20 protein-coding genes, 1 tRNA gene and 3 pseudogenes are annotated in these 22,135 nt (G+C 58.7%); 13 read left to right on the forward strand and 11 right to left on the reverse strand.

The window, feature by feature from the left end; genetic code table 11:
• The 6 genes and pseudogenes from MF6394_RS34775 to MF6394_RS27795 all read left to right on the forward strand — a co-directional run.
• Window positions 1-812, forward strand: a pseudogene (locus MF6394_RS34775) (RHS repeat protein); the annotation flags it as partial.
• A gap of 132 nt (window positions 813-944) precedes the next feature.
• Entirely contained in the window at window positions 945-1,886 is a 942-nt protein-coding gene (gene trhO / locus MF6394_RS27775; protein WP_032896045.1) for an oxygen-dependent tRNA uridine(34) hydroxylase TrhO, read from the forward strand.
• Between the two features lie 3 nt (window positions 1,887-1,889).
• The gene (locus tag MF6394_RS27780) at window positions 1,890-2,525 is read left to right on the forward strand and encodes a DsbA family protein (protein ID WP_044274462.1); all 636 of its coding nucleotides are present in this window, start codon (window positions 1,890-1,892) and stop codon (window positions 2,523-2,525) included.
• Window positions 2,518-4,320, forward strand: a complete 1,803-nt coding sequence (locus MF6394_RS27785) for an ABC transporter ATP-binding protein (RefSeq protein ID WP_044274460.1) — start codon at window positions 2,518-2,520, stop codon at window positions 4,318-4,320. Before MF6394_RS27780 ends, MF6394_RS27785 begins: the two co-directional genes overlap by 8 nt.
• Window positions 4,321-4,391: 71 nt before the next feature.
• Window positions 4,392-6,854, forward strand: coding sequence for an EAL domain-containing protein (locus MF6394_RS27790; protein ID WP_047711455.1), 2,463 nt, complete (start codon window positions 4,392-4,394; stop codon window positions 6,852-6,854).
• 78 nt (window positions 6,855-6,932) lie between these two features.
• The gene (locus MF6394_RS27795) at window positions 6,933-7,706 is read left to right on the forward strand and encodes a TenA family transcriptional regulator (RefSeq protein ID WP_153474739.1); all 774 of its coding nucleotides are present in this window, start codon (window positions 6,933-6,935) and stop codon (window positions 7,704-7,706) included.
• Between the two features lie 44 nt (window positions 7,707-7,750).
• Here the strand turns inward: MF6394_RS27795 and MF6394_RS27800 are convergent, their stop codons facing one another.
• Together MF6394_RS27800 and lldD are read right to left on the reverse strand one after the other, a co-directional pair.
• Window positions 7,751-8,677: a GGDEF domain-containing protein gene (locus MF6394_RS27800; protein WP_014719251.1), complete on the reverse strand. Its 927-nt coding sequence runs from the start codon at window positions 8,675-8,677 to the stop codon at window positions 7,751-7,753.
• 413 nt (window positions 8,678-9,090) lie between these two features.
• Complete coding sequence (gene lldD / locus MF6394_RS27805) at window positions 9,091-10,221, reverse strand: FMN-dependent L-lactate dehydrogenase LldD (RefSeq protein ID WP_047711454.1); 1,131 nt, start codon at window positions 10,219-10,221, stop codon at window positions 9,091-9,093.
• Window positions 10,222-10,321: 100 nt separating this feature from the next.
• Here lldD and MF6394_RS27810 point away from each other — a divergent pair, with 100 nt between their 5' ends.
• Together MF6394_RS27810 and MF6394_RS27815 are read left to right on the forward strand one after the other, a co-directional pair.
• Complete coding sequence (locus tag MF6394_RS27810; protein WP_078467966.1) at window positions 10,322-11,245, forward strand: LysR family transcriptional regulator; 924 nt, start codon at window positions 10,322-10,324, stop codon at window positions 11,243-11,245.
• A 33-nt stretch (window positions 11,246-11,278) separates the two neighbouring features.
• Window positions 11,279-11,354 (forward strand) — tRNA-Asn (locus MF6394_RS27815).
• Between the two features lie 169 nt (window positions 11,355-11,523).
• Here MF6394_RS27815 and MF6394_RS27820 read toward each other — a convergent pair.
• Entirely contained in the window at window positions 11,524-12,534 is a 1,011-nt protein-coding gene (locus tag MF6394_RS27820) for a zinc-dependent alcohol dehydrogenase family protein (RefSeq protein ID WP_078467967.1), read from the reverse strand.
• Between the two features lie 183 nt (window positions 12,535-12,717).
• Here MF6394_RS27820 and MF6394_RS27825 point away from each other — a divergent pair, with 183 nt between their 5' ends.
• On the forward strand, window positions 12,718-13,617 hold the full coding sequence (locus MF6394_RS27825) for a LysR family transcriptional regulator (protein WP_078468010.1): 900 nt from the start codon (window positions 12,718-12,720) through the stop codon (window positions 13,615-13,617).
• Between the two features lie 91 nt (window positions 13,618-13,708).
• Here MF6394_RS27825 and MF6394_RS27830 read toward each other — a convergent pair whose 3' ends face one another.
• The 6 genes and pseudogenes from MF6394_RS27830 to MF6394_RS34375 all read right to left on the reverse strand — a co-directional run bounded on the left by MF6394_RS27830 (window position 13,709) and on the right by MF6394_RS34375 (window position 15,923).
• On the reverse strand, window positions 13,709-14,260 hold the full coding sequence (locus MF6394_RS27830) for a hypothetical protein (RefSeq protein WP_078467968.1): 552 nt from the start codon (window positions 14,258-14,260) through the stop codon (window positions 13,709-13,711).
• 211 nt (window positions 14,261-14,471) lie between these two features.
• Window positions 14,472-14,837 carry a BrnA antitoxin family protein gene (locus tag MF6394_RS27835; RefSeq protein WP_032896063.1) on the reverse strand — a complete coding sequence of 122 codons (366 nt, stop codon included), beginning with the start codon at window positions 14,835-14,837 and terminating at the stop codon, window positions 14,472-14,474.
• Window positions 14,838-14,840: 3 nt separating this feature from the next.
• Window positions 14,841-14,969: pseudogene (locus tag MF6394_RS27840) on the reverse strand (BrnT family toxin); the annotation flags it as partial.
• Window positions 14,970-15,153: 184 nt separating this feature from the next.
• Window positions 15,154-15,288 (reverse strand): annotated as a pseudogene (locus tag MF6394_RS33465) (benzoate transporter); the annotation flags it as partial.
• Window positions 15,289-15,421: 133 nt separating this feature from the next.
• Entirely contained in the window at window positions 15,422-15,769 is a 348-nt protein-coding gene (locus MF6394_RS27845) for a hypothetical protein (protein WP_078467970.1), read from the reverse strand.
• On the reverse strand, window positions 15,750-15,923 hold the full coding sequence (locus tag MF6394_RS34375) for a hypothetical protein (protein WP_164545337.1): 174 nt from the start codon (window positions 15,921-15,923) through the stop codon (window positions 15,750-15,752). Before MF6394_RS34375 ends, MF6394_RS27845 begins: the two co-directional genes overlap by 20 nt.
• Window positions 15,924-16,060: 137 nt before the next feature.
• On the opposite strand from MF6394_RS34375, the gene MF6394_RS27850 reads away from it, so the two are divergent.
• Entirely contained in the window at window positions 16,061-16,735 is a 675-nt protein-coding gene (locus tag MF6394_RS27850) for a response regulator transcription factor (protein ID WP_047711450.1), read from the forward strand.
• Complete coding sequence (locus tag MF6394_RS27855; RefSeq protein WP_078467971.1) at window positions 16,728-18,038, forward strand: sensor histidine kinase; 1,311 nt, start codon at window positions 16,728-16,730, stop codon at window positions 18,036-18,038. Before MF6394_RS27850 ends, MF6394_RS27855 begins: the two co-directional genes overlap by 8 nt.
• A gap of 125 nt (window positions 18,039-18,163) precedes the next feature.
• Here MF6394_RS27855 and MF6394_RS27860 read toward each other — a convergent pair whose 3' ends face one another.
• Window positions 18,164-20,026, reverse strand: coding sequence for a DUF3857 domain-containing transglutaminase family protein (locus MF6394_RS27860; protein ID WP_078467972.1), 1,863 nt, complete (start codon window positions 20,024-20,026; stop codon window positions 18,164-18,166).
• Window positions 20,027-20,372: 346 nt separating this feature from the next.
• Here MF6394_RS27860 and MF6394_RS27865 point away from each other — a divergent pair, with 346 nt between their 5' ends.
• Window positions 20,373-20,519 (forward strand): hypothetical protein, encoded by a 147-nt coding sequence (locus MF6394_RS27865; protein WP_177345159.1) that lies wholly within the window; start codon window positions 20,373-20,375, stop codon window positions 20,517-20,519.
• A 23-nt stretch (window positions 20,520-20,542) separates the two neighbouring features.
• On the opposite strand, the gene MF6394_RS27870 is transcribed toward MF6394_RS27865, so the two are convergent.
• Entirely contained in the window at window positions 20,543-20,983 is a 441-nt protein-coding gene (locus MF6394_RS27870; RefSeq protein WP_069557709.1) for a hotdog fold domain-containing protein, read from the reverse strand.
• A gap of 134 nt (window positions 20,984-21,117) precedes the next feature.
• Between MF6394_RS27870 and MF6394_RS27875 the strand changes: the two genes are divergently transcribed.
• On the forward strand, window positions 21,118-21,735 hold the full coding sequence (locus MF6394_RS27875) for a TetR/AcrR family transcriptional regulator (protein ID WP_069557708.1): 618 nt from the start codon (window positions 21,118-21,120) through the stop codon (window positions 21,733-21,735).
• Window positions 21,736-22,135: the final 400 nt, after the last annotated feature.

A 22,135-nucleotide genomic window follows, 5' to 3' on the forward strand; every position in this document is an offset into this window, starting at 1 on the left:
CAGGTGTGTACGTGGGGGCTATGGTGGGAGGCGTACTGTTTGGTGCCAGCCGCTTTAGTGCCTATCAAAGCAGGCAACCGCAGGCCATGGCCAGCGCAGCGCAACAACAGGAAGAACAGTTCGCCAGGAATATTTCGGAGGCGGCGATCGGGGCGGCGCAGGAGAGTGGGCTGAGTCACGAAGAAACGGAGCGGTTGGTGAATTTTGTCTATGCGCGCCGTCACGCTGAAGAAGGCATTACCTTTTACGTCAGTCAGCGTCAGGGGACCCTGCGTGGCTACGTGGGGCCTGTGGACCTGTCCAGAGACGTCGCTCGCATACTGAGGGAGAGTCGTAACCCGATGCCTGAGTTGAAACGCATGGGCTATAGCGCGATAGTGCTGCGAAGCCCAGAGCGTGAGTCCGCTGCCGCGAGCAGTCAGCAGGCGGGGTCACGGGCGTTCGAGGTGGGGGTGACGACACAGGTGGCTGGTCCAAGTCGCGCACGCGGTGGGCGGCAAGCACAGGCGCAGGTGCCGTTGGTAGCGCCGGCAGCAGCGAGAGCCGCTGCCCCGCAGATGGAGTTCGATACCGCGAGGCTTGTAGATACCCAACTATCGGGCCGCGAGCGTCGCAGTATTGCCCTTACCCTCAGCCACTTGCGTGAAGGGCGGTTCGGCGCGGTTCATTGGCATGCTCACCGAGACCAACTATGGTCCGCTGATTTGCATGGCTACGCCTCTTCTCGCGGGCGTGGTGCCTATCGATTGATGTTCAGCCATCTCGGTGGCCTGCGGTACCGCGTGGAGGGGGTACGTAACCCACACCGATGAGGGCATATCAGCGGCTGCATGCCGATGCGGTGGCGGCGTGGTTTTGCTAGAATGCGCGCCGCGTCGCCTTGGCCGACGCCTTTTTGTATCCGGTTCACCCCTTACGAGGGTAGCCACCTGGAGAGAACACCCATGACTCAACCGATTGTCGTGGCGGCACTGTATAAGTTCGTCACCCTTGAAGATTACGTCGCCCTGCGCGAGCCCCTGTTGCAGGCGATGGTCGACAACGGCATCAAAGGCACCTTGCTGATCGCCGAAGAAGGCATCAACGGCACCGTTTCCGGCAGCCGCGAAGGCATTGACGGCCTGATGGCCTGGCTGAAAAAAGACCCGCGCATGGTCGATATCGACCACAAGGAATCCTACTGCGACGACCAGCCGTTCTATCGCACCAAGGTCAAACTCAAGAAAGAGATCGTGACCCTGGGCGTTGAAGGCGTCGACCCGAACAAAAAGGTCGGTACCTACGTCGACCCGCAGGATTGGAACGCGCTGATCAGCGACCCGGAAGTGTTGTTGATCGACACCCGTAACGACTACGAGGTGTCGATTGGCACGTTCGAAGGCGCAATCGACCCGAAAACCACCAGTTTTCGCGAATTTCCCGACTACATCAAAGCCAACTTCGACCCGGCCAAGCACAAGAAGGTCGCTATGTTCTGCACCGGCGGCATTCGCTGTGAGAAGGCGTCGAGCTACATGCTCAGCGAAGGCTTCGATGAGGTCTACCACCTCAAGGGCGGTATCCTGAAGTACCTCGAAGAGGTGCCCCAGGAAGAAACCAAATGGCAGGGCGACTGCTTTGTGTTCGACAATCGCGTGACCGTGCGCCACGACTTGAGCGAAGGCGACTACGATCAATGTCATGCCTGCCGCACACCCGTGAGCGTAGAAGACCGCACCTCTGAGCATTATGTGGCCGGCATCAGTTGCCCCCATTGCTGGGATAAGCTGCCGGAGAAGACCCGTCGCAGTGCGATCGACCGCCAGAAGCAGATCGAACTGGCCAAGGCCCGCAACATGCCGCACCCGATTGGTTACAACTACAAGCAAACCCCTTCCGAGGCCTGAGCCATGTCTGCGCGCCTGCTCTATGTAATGGACCCGATGTGTTCCTGGTGCTGGGGCTTTGCCCCGGTGGCACAAGCGCTGGTAGAGCAGGCCCAGGCGGCCGGCGTGGACGTGCACCTGGTGGTGGGCGGCTTGCGCACCGGCAGCGGCGCGGCGCTGGAGCCGACTACCCGGCGCTACATCCTTGAACACTGGCAGGCCGTCACCGACGCCACCGGCCAGCCGTTCAAGCGTGAGGGCGCGTTGCCCGAAGGGTTTGTCTACGACACGGAGCCGGCGTGCCGCGCGATCGTCACCGCACGCAGCCTGGCGCCGGATTGTGCCTGGAAGCTGCTGGGGCTGATCCAGCGCGCGTTCTATGTCGAAGGTCGGGACGTGACCCTGGCCCCTGTGCTGGTGGAACTGGCCGAGCAGGCCGGTATTCCACGCATCGAGTTTGCCGGCGAGTTCGACCGTGCCGATCAGCACGCGGCCACGGCGGCTGATTTTACCTGGGTGCAGGACCTGGGCATTGCCGGGTTCCCGACCCTGCTGGCCGAGCGCAACGGCCAGTTGGCCTTGCTGACCAATGGTTACCAGCCGCTGTCCGAGCTGTCGCCGTTACTGGGTCGATGGCTGGAGCGAGCTGCCTGTGTATGAACAGCCTCCACGCACCGACCGCCTGACCTGGGCGGAAATTCGCCGCCTGGCCCTGCGTCACAAGAAATCCCTGTGGGTCGCCAACGGCGTCGCCGTGCTCGCCACCCTGTGCAGCGTGCCTATCCCGCTGTTGTTGCCGTTGCTGGTGGACGAAGTGCTGCTGGGCCATGGCGATGCCGCTCTCAAGGTGATGAACCACGCGCTGCCCCTGGGTTGGCAAAAAGCTGCTGGCTATATCGGCCTGATGCTCATGGTCACCCTGGCCCTGCGCTGCGGCGCGCTGGTGTTCAACGTGGTGCAGGCGCGGCTGTTTGCGCGCTTGGCCAAGGACATCGTGTACCGCATCCGCGTGCGCCTGATCGAACGTCTCAAGCGTATCTCCCTGGGTGAGTACGAAAGCCTGGGCAGCGGTACGGTCACCACCCACCTGGTGACCGACCTGGACACCCTGGACAAATTCGTTGGCGAAACCCTCAGCCGTTTCCTGGTGGCGATGCTGACCCTGGTTGGCACTTCGGCGATCCTGGTGTGGATGCATTGGCAACTGGCGTTGCTGATCCTGTTGTTCAACCCGTTGGTGATCTACGCCACGGTGCAGTTGGGCAAGCGCGTCAAGCATCTCAAGAAGCTGGAAAACGACAGTACTTCACGCTTTACCCAGGCGCTGACCGAAACCCTGGATGCCATCCAGGAAGTGCGCGCCGGCAACCGCCAGGGCTTTTTCCTCGGGCGCCTGGGCCAACGTGCCCAGGAAGTGCGTGACTACGCCATCCATTCCCAGTGGAAAACCGACGCGTCGAGCCGCGCCAGTGGCTTGCTGTTCCAGTTCGGCATCGACATCTTCCGCGCCGCGGCCATGCTCACCGTGCTGTTTTCCGACCTGTCCATCGGCCAGATGCTCGCGGTGTTCAGTTACCTGTGGTTCATGATCGGCCCGGTGGAACAACTGCTGAACCTGCAATACGCCTATTATGCGGCGGGCGGCGCGCTGTCGCGGATCAACGAGCTGCTGGCGCGTGCCGATGAACCGCAATACCCAGGCGGCGCAGACCCGTTCAGCGGGCGCGAGACGGTCGGCATCGAAGTGCGTGGCCTCGACTTTGGCTACGGCGAAGACCTGGTGCTCAACCAGTTGAACCTGGCCATCGCACCGGGTGAAAAGGTGGCAATTGTCGGCGCCAGCGGCGGCGGCAAAAGCACCCTGGTGCAACTGTTGCTGGGGCTCTATACGCCCCAGGCCGGCAGTATTCGTTTTGGCGCTGCCACTCAGCAGGAGATCGGCCTGGAGACCATCCGCGAGAACGTCGCGGTGGTGCTGCAACACCCGGCGCTGTTCAACGACACCGTGCGCGCCAACCTGACCATGGGCCGTACCCGCACCGATCAAGCCTGCTGGCAGGCGCTGGAAATCGCCCAACTGGATGCTACTGTCAAAGCACTGCCTTTGGGCCTGGACAGCGTGGTCGGGCGCTCGGGCGTGCGTTTTTCCGGGGGGCAGCGCCAACGCCTGGCCATTGCCCGCATGGTGCTCGCCGAGCCTAAAGTGGTGATTCTGGACGAGGCCACGTCTGCATTGGACGCGGCCACCGAGTACAACCTGCACCAGGCTCTGGCGCGGTTTCTCAGTGGGCGTACTACACTGATCATCGCCCACCGGCTGTCTGCGGTGAAGCAGGCTGACCGAGTGCTGGTGTTCGATGGCGGGCACATTGCCGAGGACGGCGACCATCAGCAGTTGATTGCCGATGGCGGGTTGTACGCCAAACTGTACGGACACTTGCAACAAGTACGTTGATTTAGCTTAGGCTGTGCTATCGGGAGCGGATTTTCGCGTGCGTATCAAGCTGTGCATGTGCAAGGGACTTCATGAAGCAAAAGCGGACTCTCGGAACGCCACGCCTGTTGGGTATTGTCTGGCCCTTTATCGCCGTCGTGTTGTTCCAGGCATTGTTAGGCTGCGTCAGTCTCTACGTGCTTTCGGCAGTGCGGGGCTATGTGGCGGGCGAAAGCCTGTGGTCCAAGGGCCAGAAAGATGCCATTTACTACCTGACCCTCTACGCCGATAACCGCAACGACGCCACCTACCTCAAATACCAGCAGGCCATTGCCGTGCCCCAGGGTGGGCATGAATTGCGCATTGCCCTGGACCGTCCCAATCCCGACATGGAGGCCGCGCGCCTGGGTATTCTCAAGGGCGGCAACCATCCGGACGACGTTTCCAGCCTGATCTGGCTGTACCTCAACTTCCGTCATTTCAGCTACCTGGAAAAAGCCATTGAGCTGTGGACGGTGGGCGACGGCTACCTGGTGCAGTTGGATGAGCTTGCCCAGGAGATGCACGGCGCCATTACCTCCGGCTACGTCAGCGATGACGATGTCCATAGTTGGAAGGCGCGCATCACGGCCATCAATGAAGGAGTGACGCCCGCCGCCAAGGCGTTCAGCGATGCCCTGGGCGAAGGTTCGCGGATGATCCTGCGGCTATTGTTGATCACCAACCTGGCGACCGCCCTGGGCCTGATCGTGTTGGCGTTGCTGCGCACCCACAAGTTGCTGGCCCAGCGTCATGCCTTTGCCGATGCGCTGCAAGCGGAGAAGGAGCGGGCGCAGATCACGTTGGAGTCGATTGGCGACGGGGTGATTACCACCGATGTCGACGGGGCCATTGCCTACATGAACCCTGCAGCCGAAGCTTTGACCCACTGGCGCTCGGAGCAGGCCCAGGGCCTACCGCTGGCGGCGCTGTTCAAGCTGTTGGATGAAAACGCCGAGCCCGACGGCTTCACCCTGATTGAACACATCGTCAAGGGCCAGTTCAGCGGCGGCAGCGAGCATTCCAAGCTGATCCAGCGCCTGGACGGCAGCACCGTCTCGGTGACCCTGGTGGGCGCGCCGATCCGCAGCGCCGGCAAGATCAGCGGTGCGGTGCTGGTGCTGCACGACATGACCCAGGAACGCCAGTACATCGCCAACCTTTCCTGGCAGGCCACCCACGACGCCTTGACCGGCCTGGCCAACCGTCGCGAGTTCGAGTTCCGGCTTGAACAGGTGCTGCAGCAGGTCGCGCGCCAGCAAAATGGGCGACATGCCTTGATGTTCCTTGACCTCGACCAATTCAAGCTGGTCAATGACACCTGTGGCCACGCGGCGGGCGATGAATTGCTGCGCCACATCTGCGCGCTGCTGCAGTCGGACCTGCGCGAGGGCGATACCCTGGCTCGGTTGGGCGGAGACGAGTTTGGCATCCTGCTGGAAAACTGCCCGGCGCCGGTGGCGGAAAAAATCGCCGAGAGCCTGCGCCATACCGTGCAGAGCTTGCACTTCGTGTGGAAGGGGCGGCCCTTCATGACCACTGTCAGCATCGGCCTGGTGCATATCTCCCAAACCCCGACCACCCTGGAAACCTCCCTGCGCGCCGCCGACATGGCGTGCTACATGGCCAAGGAAAAAGGGCGCAACCGCGTGCAGGTCTACCACGTCGATGACTCGGAATTGTCTCTGCGGTTTGGCGAGATGGCCTGGGTACAGCGGCTGCATATTGCCCTTGAGGAAGACCGCTTTTGCCTCTACGCCCAGGAAATTGCGCCGTTGGGCACTACCGACGCCGGCAATGGACACATTGAAATTCTCTTGCGTCTGCATGACGAAGCGGGGCGAATCATTTTGCCCAACAGTTTTATTCCGGCCGCCGAACGTTACGGTTTGATGACGTCCCTGGACCGTTGGGTAGTGGAAAACGTATTCAAGATTATTGCCCGTTGCATGCATGAGCGTCCGGGCCGGCCCATGGCCATGTGTGCGATTAATCTGTCAGGAATAACGATTGGCGACGATGACTTCTTAGGATTTTTACGTCAGAAATTCGATACTTACAACATTCCACCGGAAATGATTTGTTTTGAAATAACTGAAACCAGCGCTATCGCCAATTTGGGCAGCGCGATTCGATTTATTAATGAACTCAAAGCGTTAGGCTGCCATTTTTCCCTCGATGACTTTTGCGCCGGAATGTCCTCATTCGCATATTTGAAACATTTACCTGTAGACTTCCTGAAGATCGATGGAAGTTTCGTAAAGGATATGCTGGACGACCCGATTAACCGCGCCATGGTCGAAGTGATCAACCACATCGGCCACGTCATGGGTAAGCGCACAATTGCCGAGTTTGTTGAAACACCGCAGATCGAACAGGCTTTACTTGAGATAGGTGTGGATTACGCTCAGGGCTACCTGATTGAACGCCCGCAATTGTTTACCTTTGATAGCCTGCAGTGCCGCCCTGAGCGGCCGCAGCCACTGTTATTCAAGGCGCCCGGCACTTTCCGCTGAAACATTTGCTGGTCTGTACAATCACACTTGAAAAGGAGCCCCACAGTGATCGACACCTTCAACAGAACCGGCCCGCTTATGGAAGCCTCGAGTTACCCTGCCTGGGCGCAACAGCTGATCCAGGACTGTAGCGAGAGCAAGCGCCGGGTTGTCGAGCACGAACTGTATCAGCGCATGCGTGATAACGCCCTCAGCGCCAAGACCATGCGCCACTACCTGATTGGTGGTTGGCCGGTGGTGGAACAGTTTGCCTTGTACATGGCGCAGAACCTGACCAAGACCAAGTTTGCCCGCCATCCTGGGGAGGACATGGCGCGCCGTTGGCTGATGCGCAACATTCGCGTGGAGCTCAACCATGCCGACTACTGGGTCAATTGGGCACGGGCTCACGGCGTCAGCCTTGAAGAGCTGCAAGCGCAGGAGGTACCGCCCGAGTTGCACGCCCTGAGTCATTGGTGCTGGCACACCAGCTCGGCGGATGCGTTGATCGTCGCGATTGCCGCCACCAACTACGCGATCGAGGGGGCGACGGGGGAGTGGTCCGCGGTGGTCTGCTCTACCGGTGTTTATGCTGCGGCCTTCCCGGAGGAAGATCGCAAGCGGGCGATGAAGTGGCTGAAGATGCACGCCCAATACGACGACGCCCACCCTTGGGAAGCCCTGGAAATCATCTGCACCCTGGCCGGGACCAACCCGAGCAAGGCCCTGCAGGAAGAGTTGCGCCAGGCGGTGTGCAAGAGCTACGACTACATGCACTTGTTCCTGGAAAGCTGTATGCGTCTAGAGAATGCGGAGAAAGACAAGGCGCCAGCCGTTCGCGAGCGCCCTGTGCGCATCGCCAGCGAGGCGTAGCGGTAATTGTGGAGAGGGAGCAAGCTCCCTCTCCACAACTGACCTTACCCCGCCATCGCCAGGCGGTTACGACCTTCGCGCTTGGCCACATACAACGCATTGTCGGCCCGACGCAGCAGGCTTTCAGCTGACTCGGCCGCCAGCAGCGTCGAGCAACCGAGGCTCACGGTCAGTTCGATTCGGGTGCCCTCCACCCAGTAGTCCTGGGCTTGTGCCGCCTGGCGCAGGCGCTCTCCCACCATCCTCGCGGCATCGCGACCGGTGTTGGAGAGCAGGATCAAAAACTCTTCCCCGCCAAACCGGAACACCATGTCCACGTTGCGCAACTGGCGTTTGATCGCCCCCGCCACGGCGCGCAGCACGCTGTCGCCCGCGGCATGCCCATGGGTGTCGTTGATTTTCTTGAAGTGGTCGATGTCCAGCATCAACAGCGACAGCGGGTGCAAATGCCGGCGTGCCATGTCGATTTCTCGCTGCAGCGTCTGGTCCATGGCCACACGGTTGCCGGTTTCGGTCAACGGGTCACGCAGGGCGCTGCGGGTGGCGGCGCGGTAGAGCAGGGCGTTGCGCATCGGATAAAGCAAGGTTACCAGCAGCAGTTCGAGCTGGCTCAGTTCTTCTTCAAGCAACCGCTGGTTACGACGAAAGACCAGTTCCCCCAGGTGCTCGCCTTCATGGCTCAGGGTGTAGCTGACGGAGTGATGACCCCGGTGGCCAAACTCCAGGCGCAGGTCGCTGGCGGCGTGACGGTATTGCAACGCGTCCAGCGGCACCAGGCGCTGTACCTCGCGAAAGAACAGACCCAGGATGCGCTCCGGCTCCAGGCTCGTCTGCAACTGCTGGTTCAGTTGCTGGCGAAGTTCGGCGAGGGTGGCGGGGCGGCGTGGGCGTAAGGATGGCTGGCCAAATCCCAGGCGTTGCAATTTGGCACTGTCAAAGTCAATTGCGTTGGTCTGGGTGGGGGTTTTCATAAGCGCGTGGCCTCTAAGCACTGGGCTGTCTTACAGGCGGGATGAGAGTGGCGAGTGCCAAGCGTCTTACTGATCCGTCAGTTCCGTAAAACATTGGAAACAGTTTAAACCGCTTTTCCTTGGGTTATAACCCCGGGGCACTGCCGCACGTCTTGTCATCGCCGAACCTGCTTGAACAGTACTAGAGCGAGATTCATGCCAAGTGTATTTGGTTGGTAAAAATCCTTATAAATCAATTAACTAATTTTTAAGTAAGAAAAGTCAGTTAAAGCATGGCGCCAGTTATTTGGCTGATTTGGCCCGACGTTACTGCCGGCCCGGTTAACCTTACTGTTACGGTGGGGCGAGTTGTTTGTCGCAAATAAACAACGCTTCGGTTATCCGCACACAAAGTACACCACCCCTCATCACTACTAGACCAAGGTGGTACGGTCGATCTGCGCGATGGAAGTGACCCCGGTCAGGGTCATGGCCACGCGCATTTCCTTGGCAAAGATGTCCAGCAGGTTCTCCACCCCATGCTGGCCCTCGGCGGCCAGCGCGTAGGCGGTGGCACGCCCCAGCAGGCACGCCTTGGCACCCAGGGCGAGCATGCGCACCACGTCGAGCCCGGAGCGAATGCCCGAATCCACCAGCACGGTCAGGTCATCGCCCACCGCTTCGGCAATCGGCGGCAACGCCTTGGCCGTGGAGAGCACCCCGTCGAGCTGGCGGCCGCCATGGTTGGAGACCACGATGCCGTCGGCACCGAAACTCACCGCGTCCTTGGCATCCTGCGGGTCGAGGATGCCCTTGATGATCATCGGGCCTTTCCAGAACTCGCGGATCCACTCCAGGTCTTTCCAGCTGATCGACGGGTCGAAGTTGTTGGCCAGCCAGCCAATGTAGTCCTCCAGGTGGGTGGGTTTGCCCAGGTATTTGGAGATATTGCCCAGGTCGTGGGGGCGGCCCATCAAGCCCACATCGAAGGCCCATTGCGGCTTGGTCACCGCCTGCAACATGCGCCGCTGCGCCGCGTAGGGGCCGGACATGCCCGAGTGCGCGTCACGGTAGCGTGCGCCCGGTGTCGGCATGTCAACGGTGAACACCAAGGTAGTCACCCCGGCGGCCTGCGCCCGCTCCAGGGCGTTGCGCATGAAACCGCGATCCTTGAGCACATACAGCTGGAACCAGATCGACTGGGGGCTTTGCGAGGCTACTTCCTCAATCGAACACACCGACACTGTCGACAGGCAGAAGGGGATGTTTTTGTTGGCCGCCGCCCTGGCCGCTTGCACTTCACCGCGTCGCGCGTACATGCCGGTCAGGCCGACCGGGCTGAGGATCACCGGCATCGCCAGTTCGGTGCCGAACAGCTGGGTGGTAAGACTCAGGTCGTCGACATTGCGCAGGATGCGTTGGCGCAGGCTGATCTCGGCCAGGTCCGAACTGTTGGCGCGCAGCGTGTGCTCGGCGTAGGCGCCGCCGTCGATGTAATCGAACAGAAAGCGCGGCAACTTGCGCTTGGCCGCGGCGCGGTAGTCGGAAGCGGACGAGATGATCATCGACGGTGTCTCCACAGGGCAAAGTGCTACACCCTAAGCAAAGTTATGCCATGATGAAAACAACTTTTATCACTGCTATCCAGTCGCCAAAGGAATACTGATGAACCTGCGAACCTTGCGTGCGTTTGTCGAAGTGGTGCGCCAGGGCGGGTTCTCCCAGGCGGCCGAAGTGGTTGCCCTGACCCAGTCCACCGTCAGCAAAGCGGTCAAGACCCTGGAGGACGAATTGGGCATGCCACTGCTCAATCGTCTGGGCCACAAGAACGAACTCACCGCCGCCGGCGAAATTGCCTACCGCCGCGCCTTGGTAATGCTCGCCGAACGCACCGACCTGATGGCTGAAATCAACGACCTGCGCGGCCTCAAGCGCGGCGTGCTGCGCATCGGCCTGCCGCCGGTGGGGTGCGGCGTGCTGTTCGCGGCCATGTTTGCCACCTACCGCAGCCGCTACCCAGGCATCGACATCGAACTGACCGAGTACGGCAGTAAAAGACTGCGCGAATGCCTGGAAGCGGGGGAGGTCGATCTGGCGGCACTGCTGCTGCCGGTGGACGAAGGCTTCGACTATCAGCCAGTACGCAACGAACCTCTGATCGCAGTGCTGCCCGTCAGCCACCCACTGGCCCGCCGCAAGCGCATCGACTTCACCGACCTGGCGGACTCGCCGTTCATCCTGTTCGAAGCGGGTTTTGCCCTCAACGCGAAGATCCTCAGTGCGTGCGAGCGTAAAGGCGTAACCCCCAAAGTCACTGCCCGCAGCGGGCAAATAGACTTCATCGTCGACCTGGTGGCCGCCGGGCTGGGCGTCGCCTTCCTGCCCCGGATGCTGGCGCACAAACACCAACATCCCGGCATCGCCTTGATCCCCCTGGACGAGCCCCACACCGATTGGCACATCGCCCTGGCCTGGCGCGCCAGCGCCCACCTGCCACCGGCAGCGCGGGCCTGGTTGGATCTGGCCAGGGAACCGTCGTATTCAAGCGAGCAGGGGGGCGATTTACGGAAAGTGTCAGAGGATGCTTGACTTCTTCTTTTTAATCAGTAACATACGGCGCATTCCGCGATAGCTCAGTTGGTAGAGCAAATGACTGTTAATCATTGGGTCCCTGGTTCGAGTCCAGGTCGTGGAGCCAGATAGAGAAAAGCCTGTAGAGATACAGGCTTTTTTTTGCTTGGGATTTGACCCAGCAAACCAAACGCTTAGCATGACGCCATCAGCGGGTATGATCCGCATGCTTATTTGAAGGCCGTGCTCACGCGCCTGCCGTCGCAGCGGGCGAGTGAGATTGAAGCGGCCCGGTCCTACGCGATTTTGATTACTACCTTGCCAAAGGCGCCTCTGGCCAAATGTTCGTACGCTTCGCGTGCTTGATCAAATGGATACACGTGGTCGATGACCGGGCGAATCTTGTGCTCATTCAAGAATTCGTTCATTCGGTCAAATGACGAGCGTGGAGCAACGGCTATGCCGCGAATCGTTGTTTGCCGGAAAATCATAGGCATCAGGTTCAAGGCAGAGGTCTGGCCTGTCAGAAAGCCGATCTGTGCGATACGTCCACCTGCCTTTGTTGCAGCAATCGATTGATTGATGCCGTCACCGCCTGCCACATCCAGCAGGAGATCCACTCCCTTGCCGTCAGTGAGTTTCAAAACTTCCTCTGCCCACTCAGGGGTAGTGCGATAATTCACACCCGCAACCGCGCCCAGTTTTTTTACAGCTTCCAGATTGTCATCACGGCTGGAGGTGACGATCACCTTGGCTCCCAAAGCCGTGGCAATTTGTGCTGCAAACACAGAAACACCTCCAGATCCCTGAACCAAGACGGTTTGGCCGGCCTCGATCTTGCCATAATCGACGAGCGCATACCACGCCGTCAGAGCCGCAATTGGAAGGGTCGCTGCTTCCTCATCTGACATGTTGTCGGGGGCACGTACCGCGCTGTCTTCATGGATGATCATGAATTGCGCCAGACCACCAGGCAATGGCGAGCCGAAGCAGTAGTTGGGTTCATCTGGCCCAGGCATGCCGTCCAACCAACGTGAGTAGAGGTGTGAGTTGACCCGATCTCCGATAGCAAAGCGGCTGACACCTTCACCTACTGCCACGACAGTCCCCGCCGCATCGCTGATGGGGATCAGCGGCTTGGGCACCCTGTGCGGTTCATAGATGCCGTCAACGATGGCCTTGTCCCGGAAATTGAGTGATACGGCGCCTACTTTTACCAGCAGCTCACCCGCTTGGGGCGCGGGGGTTTCCGTTTCGCCCTGCACCAGATTATCCAGGCCGAAATCTTTCAGAAGCCACGCTTTCATTTTCTGTCTCCAACAATTTTGAATGTGCAGGGGAGGAACGCTCCTCCTTTACGCTGAGGACATTGTTGAGGTTTCGCGGCTCTAGATAAATGTGCAGAAACCAACAGGATTGTTATCCTGATCAGCAACAATCATCCCGTTAACACGCTTCACGAGAAGAGACTTATGGAGCTTCTACAGTCGATGCAAGTATTCGCCAAGCTAGCGGAGTTGGGGAGCTTCACCAAAGTCGCTGAGGCAATGCAGGCCGGGCGCCCGCACGTCACACGCACCATTCAGGATTTGGAAGCCTCGCTGGGTGTTCGTCTGTTCCAGCGCACTACGCGTAAAGTAAAACTGACTGCTGAGGGCGAGCGGTTTTACGAACGCGTCAAAGAGATTTTGGCAACCATCGCAGAAACCACTTCCATGTTCGACCGTAGTGGGTCGACGTTGCGTGGGCGGCTTCGAATTGACATCCCCACTGCGTTTTCCCAGCACAGTTTCATGGAAAGCCTCAGGAGATTTACCGAGGCATTTCCCGACATCGAGCTTGCGCTAGGCGTGACCGACCGTACGGTAGATCTCGTAGCCGAGGGCATCGACTGTGTATTGCGCATTGGTGACCTCGCGGATTCAAGCATGGTGGCTAGAGAAATTGGCACCGCCACCATGGTGACCTGTGCGTCTGCAGGTTATCTCCAAGCCTGCGGTGCACCCATAACCCTACAAGATCTAGTAGACCACCAATGTGTCAGCTTCCTTTCCGGTCAAAATAACAGACCGCTGCCTTGGCACTTCGCGGTAGACGGCGAAGATCGTCCACATACGCCTCGGGGTGGAATCACCGTGAATGAGTCGAATGCCTACGTTCAATGCGGTGTTGCAGGCTTCGGCATTGTTCAAGCGCCTGGAATTGCCGTTGAGACATTCCTCGCAAGCGGAGAACTGGTTGAGGTGCTCAAGGCATTTCGTCCAAAGCCTCGCCTGGTTTCCGTGCTTTATCCAAGCAGAACGCATCTTGCGCCTCAGGTCGAGGCATTTGTGGATTGGCTGAAGGAACATTTTCCTGTGCTACACCCCAGATGGTTCACCGCGCACTAACCTTGGCTCATAGGCTGACTCCGCACCAAGACGGACTAGTGCAAGATGTGTTCGGTAGACGCTTAAGGTGGGGGAGCCGGACGGTTACCCTTCAAATCGAACAAGGATTAACCAGGTTTACGATGGAGGTCATCGTCATCCCCGCTCTCCCTCGACCCGTGTCGCTCACATAATCCTTTTCAGTGCCCACCAAGGTTCGTTTTCCTGGTTGGAGCATGGTATCGACGATGAGTTTTTTCTTCGCGATATCCGGTTTAAAACTCGGCTCTACTGGCCAAATCTGCACGGCGTAGTCTTGGGTGAACAAAAACAGATTTGGAGCGGTATCTACCGGCGTTTGTAAGTGCGCGCACATGACGTCGCTGGCTTGTACTTCAACCATTGTTTTGTAGTGGGGCTTGTCGTAACTGGCCAATATCAATTTCGTGCGAGTCTGAACCCCCAGCGCTTCCTGAGGGTGGCAAGGCGTCACTTCGCCATAGGCGTAGGCGCACCAATTCACCTGGGTCATTGTGACAATTTCCTCAGGTTTTAAAGACAGATCTTTCTGGATGTTCAACTGGTCTTGCGGTTTTTCGTAGGGGATTGTCGTGCAGCCAGTGAGCAATGCGAGTGCGAGCAGAGTGATGAACTTGAAGTACATGGCTTTCATTTCCTATGAATTACATCGACCTGATAGAAACAACTTCCACAAAACGGAATTTTTTCCTAGCCGCCTTGGTAGCGTCTTGCTCAGCTAGGATACCTGGGAGAGACTCTTGCTCGGGAGACGGGCTGCAGCGATGCAGGCTTTTTTTGCCTTGGATTTGGCCTGCATGGCGCGATTCGCAAGAAGCCAACTCTAGCCCTTCGATTCAGACAGGTTTGCTTTTTGATTTGGCAGGCAGTGGATTAACAAGCATTCGATTCAATTCGCCAGCGAGCGCTATCAACTGCTGTTCCAACGCTTCGACCTCTGAGACGCTGATGCCATTGTTGAGGACTTGCAAGGTTTTGGCTTGTTTCTTCGAGGCTGGCGCTAGGTTATAGGTGTCCTGGGAAACCAATGCCTGTCGCAGTAGATTGTTGATCACGGTCTGATAGCCGGTGCCTGCACTCTGGGCACGTTCACGGGCGGCTTCGATCACAGCATCGTCCAGCATGATCGTGATACGGGTTTTACCTTTGTTGCTGGCGATAGCGCCTCGTTTGGCGTTACTGAAGTCGTACTCGTCTTTCATGGCTCACACCTCCAGGTACTGGCGCCGTTCATTTTTGGATGCAAGCCGGGCGCTGATGATGCGTACGAAATTGGGACCGCGGTAGGTGTAGGCCACTACCGACACGCGTGCGTTTGCGTCGGTGCCCATGATCCCCTCCGATCAGTTGGAGCTTGATCTTGCAGAGATTGCCTGGGGATTTCCGTGCGCAACGGGCGTCTGTTTACGTAGTCAGGTTCTGTATGCTTTGTCGGAAGGCATGCCTAGACATGATCGAATGCCATATCGAAGCGTTTGAGTGGCAGGCGGGCTGGGTTTAAGCCCAGGTCGTGGAGCCTCAATTAGCAGCGTTCTCACGAGCATCAAGCACCCGACGCGGCAACCGCCCATTAAGCACGACGTACGCCACCAACCCAATCAGCAGCCCCCAAAACGCCCCGCCAATCCCGAGCAACGTGATGTTGGCGGCCGCAATAGGCTCGTAGGAGCGAGCTTGCTCGCGAAAAACTCACAGGCGCCGCGTTCATTCAGTAAGCACGCGTTATCGTCGACGGTTTTCGCGAGCAAGCTCGCTTATACAGAGGTCACTGAACGGCATGACGTATCTAAAGCCTGCTCGGGGTTTGAAGCGCAGGCAGGAGGTAGTCGAACCATTGCGCCAGGTTCGAGCCTGATAGCCGCTGCGCCTCATCGACCTCCATCGATTCATCCTCACCGGCGGTGTAGCACTGGTCACCGCTGCGCCTGTCATCGGGATACACCATAAAACCACCGCGCCCGTCAGGGCAGTCGGGCAGATACACCGAAGACAGGTCGCGTTGCTCATCGAGGTGCGCATTCAAGCGCGCGATATAGATGCCCATCGAAACCGCCACACCAATAACCAGCACCACGCAGGCGACCAACTGGCCGGTATAACTGGCGCCAATCTCATCACGACGCACGGGCGACATCACACGACCCTGTCTGCTCAATGTTCTGGCCCACCAGAAACCAGCCATTGCCTCCCATGCGTACCAACTGCGTTTGCTGTGGAAGGATGCCCACCATCAGCGCGAGGAAAATCACGGCTAACAGCACCCCTTTGATCATCGAATACAGGTTCATGACGGTGACGAGCTCTGGATAAGAAGAGCCTTAGCCTAAGCAGCACGGGGTTAACGTCAGGTAAACATCACGGGAAGCCGCCCGACTTCCGCTATCCTTCACACCGCTGCGCACTGCCTGCCCGAGGGGTTTTTTCCGTGCATATTCATCTGCTGCTGGTCGAGGACAACCTGGACCTGGCCACCACCGTCATCGAGTACCTGGAGATCAGCGGCATCGTCTGCGATCACGCCAGCCATGGCCAGGCCGGGCTCAACCTGGCGCTCAACCAGCATTACGACGTCATTGTGCTGGACATCATGCTGCCGCGACTGGACGGCCAGCAGGTGTGCGCAGGGTTGCGCCAGCAAGGCGTCCAGACCCCCATCCTGATGCTGACCTCGCTGGATGCGTTGCCGGACAAGCTCGCCAGTTTTGCCGCGGGCGCCGACGACTATCTGGTCAAGCCGTTCGAGCTTGCCGAGTTGGTGGCGCGGATTCGCGCCTTGAGCCTGCGGCGCAGCGGCCAGACCAGCCGCCTGCAAGTGGACGACCTGGTCATGGAGCTGACCACCCGCAAAGTCAGCCGGGCAGGGCAGGAGCTGCATCTGTCACCTATCTGCTGGGCCTTGCTGGAGCACTTGATGCGCGCCAGTCCCGAGCCTGTTCCCAGAGAGCGGTTGGAAAGCAAAATCTGGGGCGATGAGCCACCCGACAGCAATACCCTCAAAGTGCATATGCACCGGCTGCGCAAGGCGGTAGACAAACCGTTTGGCCGGCCATTGATCCATACCCTGGCGGGTGTCGGCATTCAGGTAAAACCTCATGCGTAACGGACTGAGCCTGAAGTGGGTAATCAGCGGCAGCTTCCTGTGCCTGATTGCGGTGGTGCTGGTGATCTACAGCAAGCTGCTGCCTGAATTCACCGTGCGGGGCCTGTTCTACACCGCCAGCGCGATGATGGAGGAGGAGGCTCAGTATTTTCTCCGGCACTACAAACAGGACCCGACCACGCCGACACCGCACAATTACTTCTATACCAGCGTCATCGGCAAGGAGGCGTTGCCGCAGGACGTGCGCGAGTTGCTCACTACATCGCCGAGCCTGTCCTTTGGCGCGGTGAATATCTTCGGCGATCTCTATTCCGATGACGACGAGGAGCCGTTCCAGATCATCCTCGAACAGCCCCTGGGTGACGGCAAAACCCTCTACATGTACGACATCGACCACGATAAGGAAGCAGGTGGAGAGGTGGAGACGCCGTTGTCTGATGCCTATTTCGATCAGGTCATAGAGAGTGTCAAGTTCATCAGCCTGGCGGTATTCGTGCCGGCGCTGATCATCATCGCCTTGCTGGTCTGGTGGCTGGTTCGGCCGCTGGGGCGCCTGGTGCAATGGTCCGGCACACTCAAGGACCCTGAGGCACTGACCGGCGCTCGACCGGGTTTCAGTTTCAAGGAGTTCAACATGCTGGCCGATGCCCTGGCCAAAAGTGTTGAGCAGGTGCAGGCCGCCAGCGAACGAGAAGGCCGCTTGTTGCGTTACACCAGCCATGAACTGCGCACGCCCCTGGCGGTGCTCAAGGCCACAATCGAATTGTTGGCCCTGCAATCGGGCGGTGCGCTGCCACCCTCATTGCAGCGCATAGAACGTTCGGTGATGAACATGCAACTGATCGCCGAAACATTGCTGTGGATGAGCCGCGAGCGTCCCGAGCCGCTGCCGGAAGAAGACGTTGACCTGAGCGAGCTGGTGGGCGACCTGATTGAAAAACACCGCTACCTGATCGGTCACCGGGATATTGAGCTGAGCATCGACATCCACAACGAACCTTGCCGACTGCCCCCTACAGCGTGCCGTATCGTGATCGGCAACTTCCTGCGCAATGCGCTGCAATACGCGGAAGAGGGCACGGTGGACATCAGTTTCAAATACCCCAGGCTGGTGATTGCCAATTACATCAACGAGGCCAGGCCGCGGCAGGAATCCGACGACTATGGATATGGTCTTGGGTTGCAGTTGATGCGGCAATTGTGCGCAAAGCTGGGCTGGCAGATTGAGGTGATCCGTGAGCAACAGAGGTTTACGGTCATTCTTGATTTTACGAGCGGGCGGGCTGTCGAGTCAGAACGTTAAGGCTGATAGCGCCTCACAGAAGCGCCAACCGGGTTAGGAACGGTTTTATAGCTGCGCCTCAGCATGCAGTCCCCGCTTCCCGCGCGCCAGTGCATAACCACTGACACGCAAGAAGGGCCAGGGCGTTACAGCGTCTGCACAATCACCTGGCTTTTCAAATCGTTGACCATGCCTTCAATCGCCGGCTGCATGGCCGCAAAATCCTCCGGGGTGCAGAGAATCTCTGGCTTGCTAAACACATATTGGCGCGTGATCAGCACCGTATTGGCCTTCTTCACATAGGTCGAGCGATAGTCGAAGCCTGCGTGTTTCACCGACACTGCCTTGGGCACCGCGAGGATCTTCACCTTGGCGGGGAACTCCAGGCGCGCAACTTCTGAGATTTCACTCGAAAGGCAGGAGAAGTTCTGAGTACGTTCCTTTTCGGCCATCAAGGAAAACACGCTCTGGCCAATACCGCCGGCCAGGCTGGAGAGGGTAGGCACCCCGGTCGGGCCAGGCAGGTTGACCAGATTGCTGGTGTGGCCTTTGAGGGTGAACTTGAAGGTATTGGCAGTACTGTCCAAAGCGTCAGTTTCGATCACGCCGCTACCGGATTGCCCAAACATGCTCAGGACCTGTTGCACCAACTGATTACGGTCGGCTGGCTGCATGGCCTTGAGCATGAAGCGGTTAAGCTCCGCGCCCCAACCGTCGATGGTGGAGTCGTTGGTAAAGTCTGCAGCGCCTTTGGTGTTGACCTTGAACACCATGGTTGTGTCCACTTTGCCAGGCTGGCGGGACGGTGTCTGCTTACGTTCACCGGTCTGTGTCAGCAATACCGGTTTGCCGAGTTCGGGCAGAGGCAGGTAGCCAGCGGCGATGGGCGTCGCGGTGGAGTCCAGGTACAGATCGAGGCTGGGTACATAAGTGATCACATGATTGAGCACGCCCAGGGTTGGCACCTTGGGCAGTACGTAGGCGTTGTCGGCGTTGATCAGGGCGGGAGAGCTTTCAATGGCGACGGCTTTGAGCAGCGCTTCAAGCAGGGCTACATGGTCTTTGCAGTCGCCGTAGCGGTTATCCAGCACCGCTTGCGCTGAGTGCGGTACTACGCCGCCGGCGCCGACGTACACGGCCACATAGCGGATGTTCTTGCGTACCCAGTCACTCAGCACCAGGGCCTTGCTGCGTGGGTTGTCGAGGTTGGTGGTGAGTTCCTTGGCCAGTTGGGTCATGGCCGGGGTCACTTCTACCTGTGCGCGTGCGGCGTAGGCCCGGGCAAACTGTTTGTAGTCGGTGAACGTCGATACGGCCAGCAGTTGCCCGTAGTCGGTGTAGGCAACGGAGCCATCTTCCACGCGATTTTTCTTGGTTTGCTCCAGGTCCCAGCGGTACACCGTTCGCCCGTTGGCGTTGGCTGGCGCGGACGCTTTGAAACCCCGTGAGTCGGCGTACAGCTTCATTTCGGCGGGCATGTCGTAGCTCAGGCGCACCAGCTCATTCTGGTAAAAGTCCGGCGAGAAAAGGTCTTCGAACTGCCCCGCAAACAACGGCGTATTGCGATGGCGCTGGTACCGCAGCACCATGCGATCGCCCACTTGCAGCTCCGGGAAGATCACCACTTTGACCCGCGAGTCCTGAAACATCGGCGCCTGGGCAGACTCCAGTTCCTGCTGCTCCTTGATCCGGTCTGGTGTTACCACGACTTTGCGGCCATCGGATTTGAGAGTGTAGGCCTCGACAATATCCAGAGTTTCCAGGGTGCGATTGTAGGTCACAGAGCGCTGGGCGTTGGAGGTGATCGCGCGCTCTTCATTGATCCGCATAACCCGTTCGACATCCAGCACAAAGCTACCGTCGGGGTTCACGACGTAGGACTGGATGTTTTTTTCGTGGGTCAGGGAGAGGTCGGTGTAATCGGCACGGGCTGGCGTCGTCAACAGCACGCAGACCATGACTGCCAGCACACCGAACAGGCGTAACACAGAGAACGGGAGGCTTTGCATAGAGATCCTTCTGAACTAGGGGCGCGCCGTTTCACCGGGGCGTATGTTCCTGAATAAGTCGATGGATAGGACTCGCGAGCGCTTCGCCTACTCAATTGGCTGACGTTCAGGGGTTATGAAGATTTTTTAGGTTTCTCTCGTACGCTATGTGTGCCGAGACTTCCCATTGAGTAAGACGTTTTCGAAGGATTTTATTTAGCGCTGGTTAATCAGAAAGTTAAAAGCCTTGATCCATGTCTCTTGGGTGAAGAGGTGTTTTTTTGACGGCTGATGATCTTTTCCCGTCCTCTTACTTGATATGCCGATAAGGCGTTCGCCCTTGATACCTTCGCCCTGGAAAGGACCGATGCAGCTCGCCGTTGGCGGTATTGCCGATGCGCAATTGATGCCGCATATCGCCGGCGATACCACCACGGCAATCCGCACCGCTTCGCAGTGCATCGTCGACCGCATCCAGGCGTCCAGTCACGCATTGCAGATGCCGCGTAGCTGATACTGCCTGGGCCGGCCGAATGCCTAAGCGAGTTTCACATTCATGGTGATGTGGGCGGTGAAGACCTTGACGCCACCGGCATCAAAGATCTCCACCGGCACGATCTTGTCTCCGGCGGTTTGCCAATCGATAGCGCTGCCATCGGCAACAGCGCGGATATCGGTTTTCGCCTTGGCCAGGTATTCCACAGTCATGCCTTTGGGAATCCAGCGTGCGCCTGCGGGGATCGACGCGTCGGTCATCATGCCACCGGCCAGTTCGGCGGCGTTGCACAGTGCGATGGCGTGCACGGAGGCCAGGTGGTTAGTGATTTCCTTGCGAAACGGCACGGTGACCACCGCATGGTTGGGTTTGAGCTCCGCGATCTCGGGCGTGATGGTGCTGAAGTAGGGGGCCATCTGGCAGGCCAGGTTGCTGAATGCAGTGGGGCCTACGCTATTGAACATGCTCAGGGCTTGGCTCATCGGAATATCCTCAAGGGTCATTTGCAGAATAATATTCTGTGACGGAACAATATTCTGTTGATTCCACGGCTGTCAACCTGAGCTTTCTCTGCCGGTCGTTCAGCCTATAAACTGTTTTGATTTGGCGTTCCTCCATGCACTCCATCGATCTCATCGAGCGCACCTTCCCCGGCAGGCGCAGCGACCTCAAGCGCATCATCCTGCGCGAAGCACTGGCGTGTTTTAACGAGGTGGGCATTGAGGCGACCTCTATCGAAACTATTCGCGCGCGTTGCGATACCAGCGTGGGCGCTATCTATCACCACTTCGGCAATAAAGAGGGGTTGGTCGCTGCGCTGTTCTTTGCTGCGCTGGAGGACCAGGCCAGCCTGCGTGACCGCTATCTGCAAGCGGCGGATACGGCCCACGCAGGCGTCGTCGGGCTGGTGTACAGCTACGTTGAATGGGTGACCGCACAGCCGGACTGGGCGCGGTTCGTGTTTCAAAGCCGCTTTGCCGTCTCCAGCGGCCCGTTCAAGGAAGAGCTGCTTGCACGCAATAAACAGCGCAACCAGCAGCTGAAGGAGTGGATGAGCGGGGAAGGGCGCAAGGAGCATTTCAGCCACTTGCCGGCAGAACTGATTCCCTCGTTGATTATCGGCGCTGCGGAAAGTTACTCGCGTGCGTGGTTGTCGGCGAAGGTCAAAAAGAGTCCATTTGAATACCGCGAATTGCTGGCTGAAGCGGCGTGGAAGTCGATCAGCCTGGGTTAGTCAGGCCTGCTCACCTCCTGTGGGAGCTGTCGAGCTTTAGCGAGGCTGCGAAAGCGGTGGTTCAGGCGCTGAAGAGGTTGATTATGCCGCCGCCTTCGCAGCCTCGCTGGGGCTCGACAGCTCCCACATTTTGAGCGGTGTTGTTGTCGGGTGCTGTGTTGGGCGCGGTGGCGCTGCAAAGCGATATTCCATATACACCGCCGATCCCCTGTGGGAGCTGTCGAGCTTTAGCGAGGCTGCGAAAGCGGTGGGTCAGGCGATGAAGATGTTGATTGTGCCGCCGCCATCGCAGCCTCGCTGGGGCTCGACAGCTCCCACATTTTGAGCTGTGTTGTTGTCGGGTGCTGTGTTGGGCGCGGTGGCGCTGCAAAGCGATATTCCACATACACCGCCGATCTCC

The organism is Pseudomonas sp. MF6394 (assembly GCF_002018845.1).
Taxonomy (GTDB): Bacteria; Pseudomonadota; Gammaproteobacteria; order Pseudomonadales; family Pseudomonadaceae; genus Aquipseudomonas; species Aquipseudomonas lactis.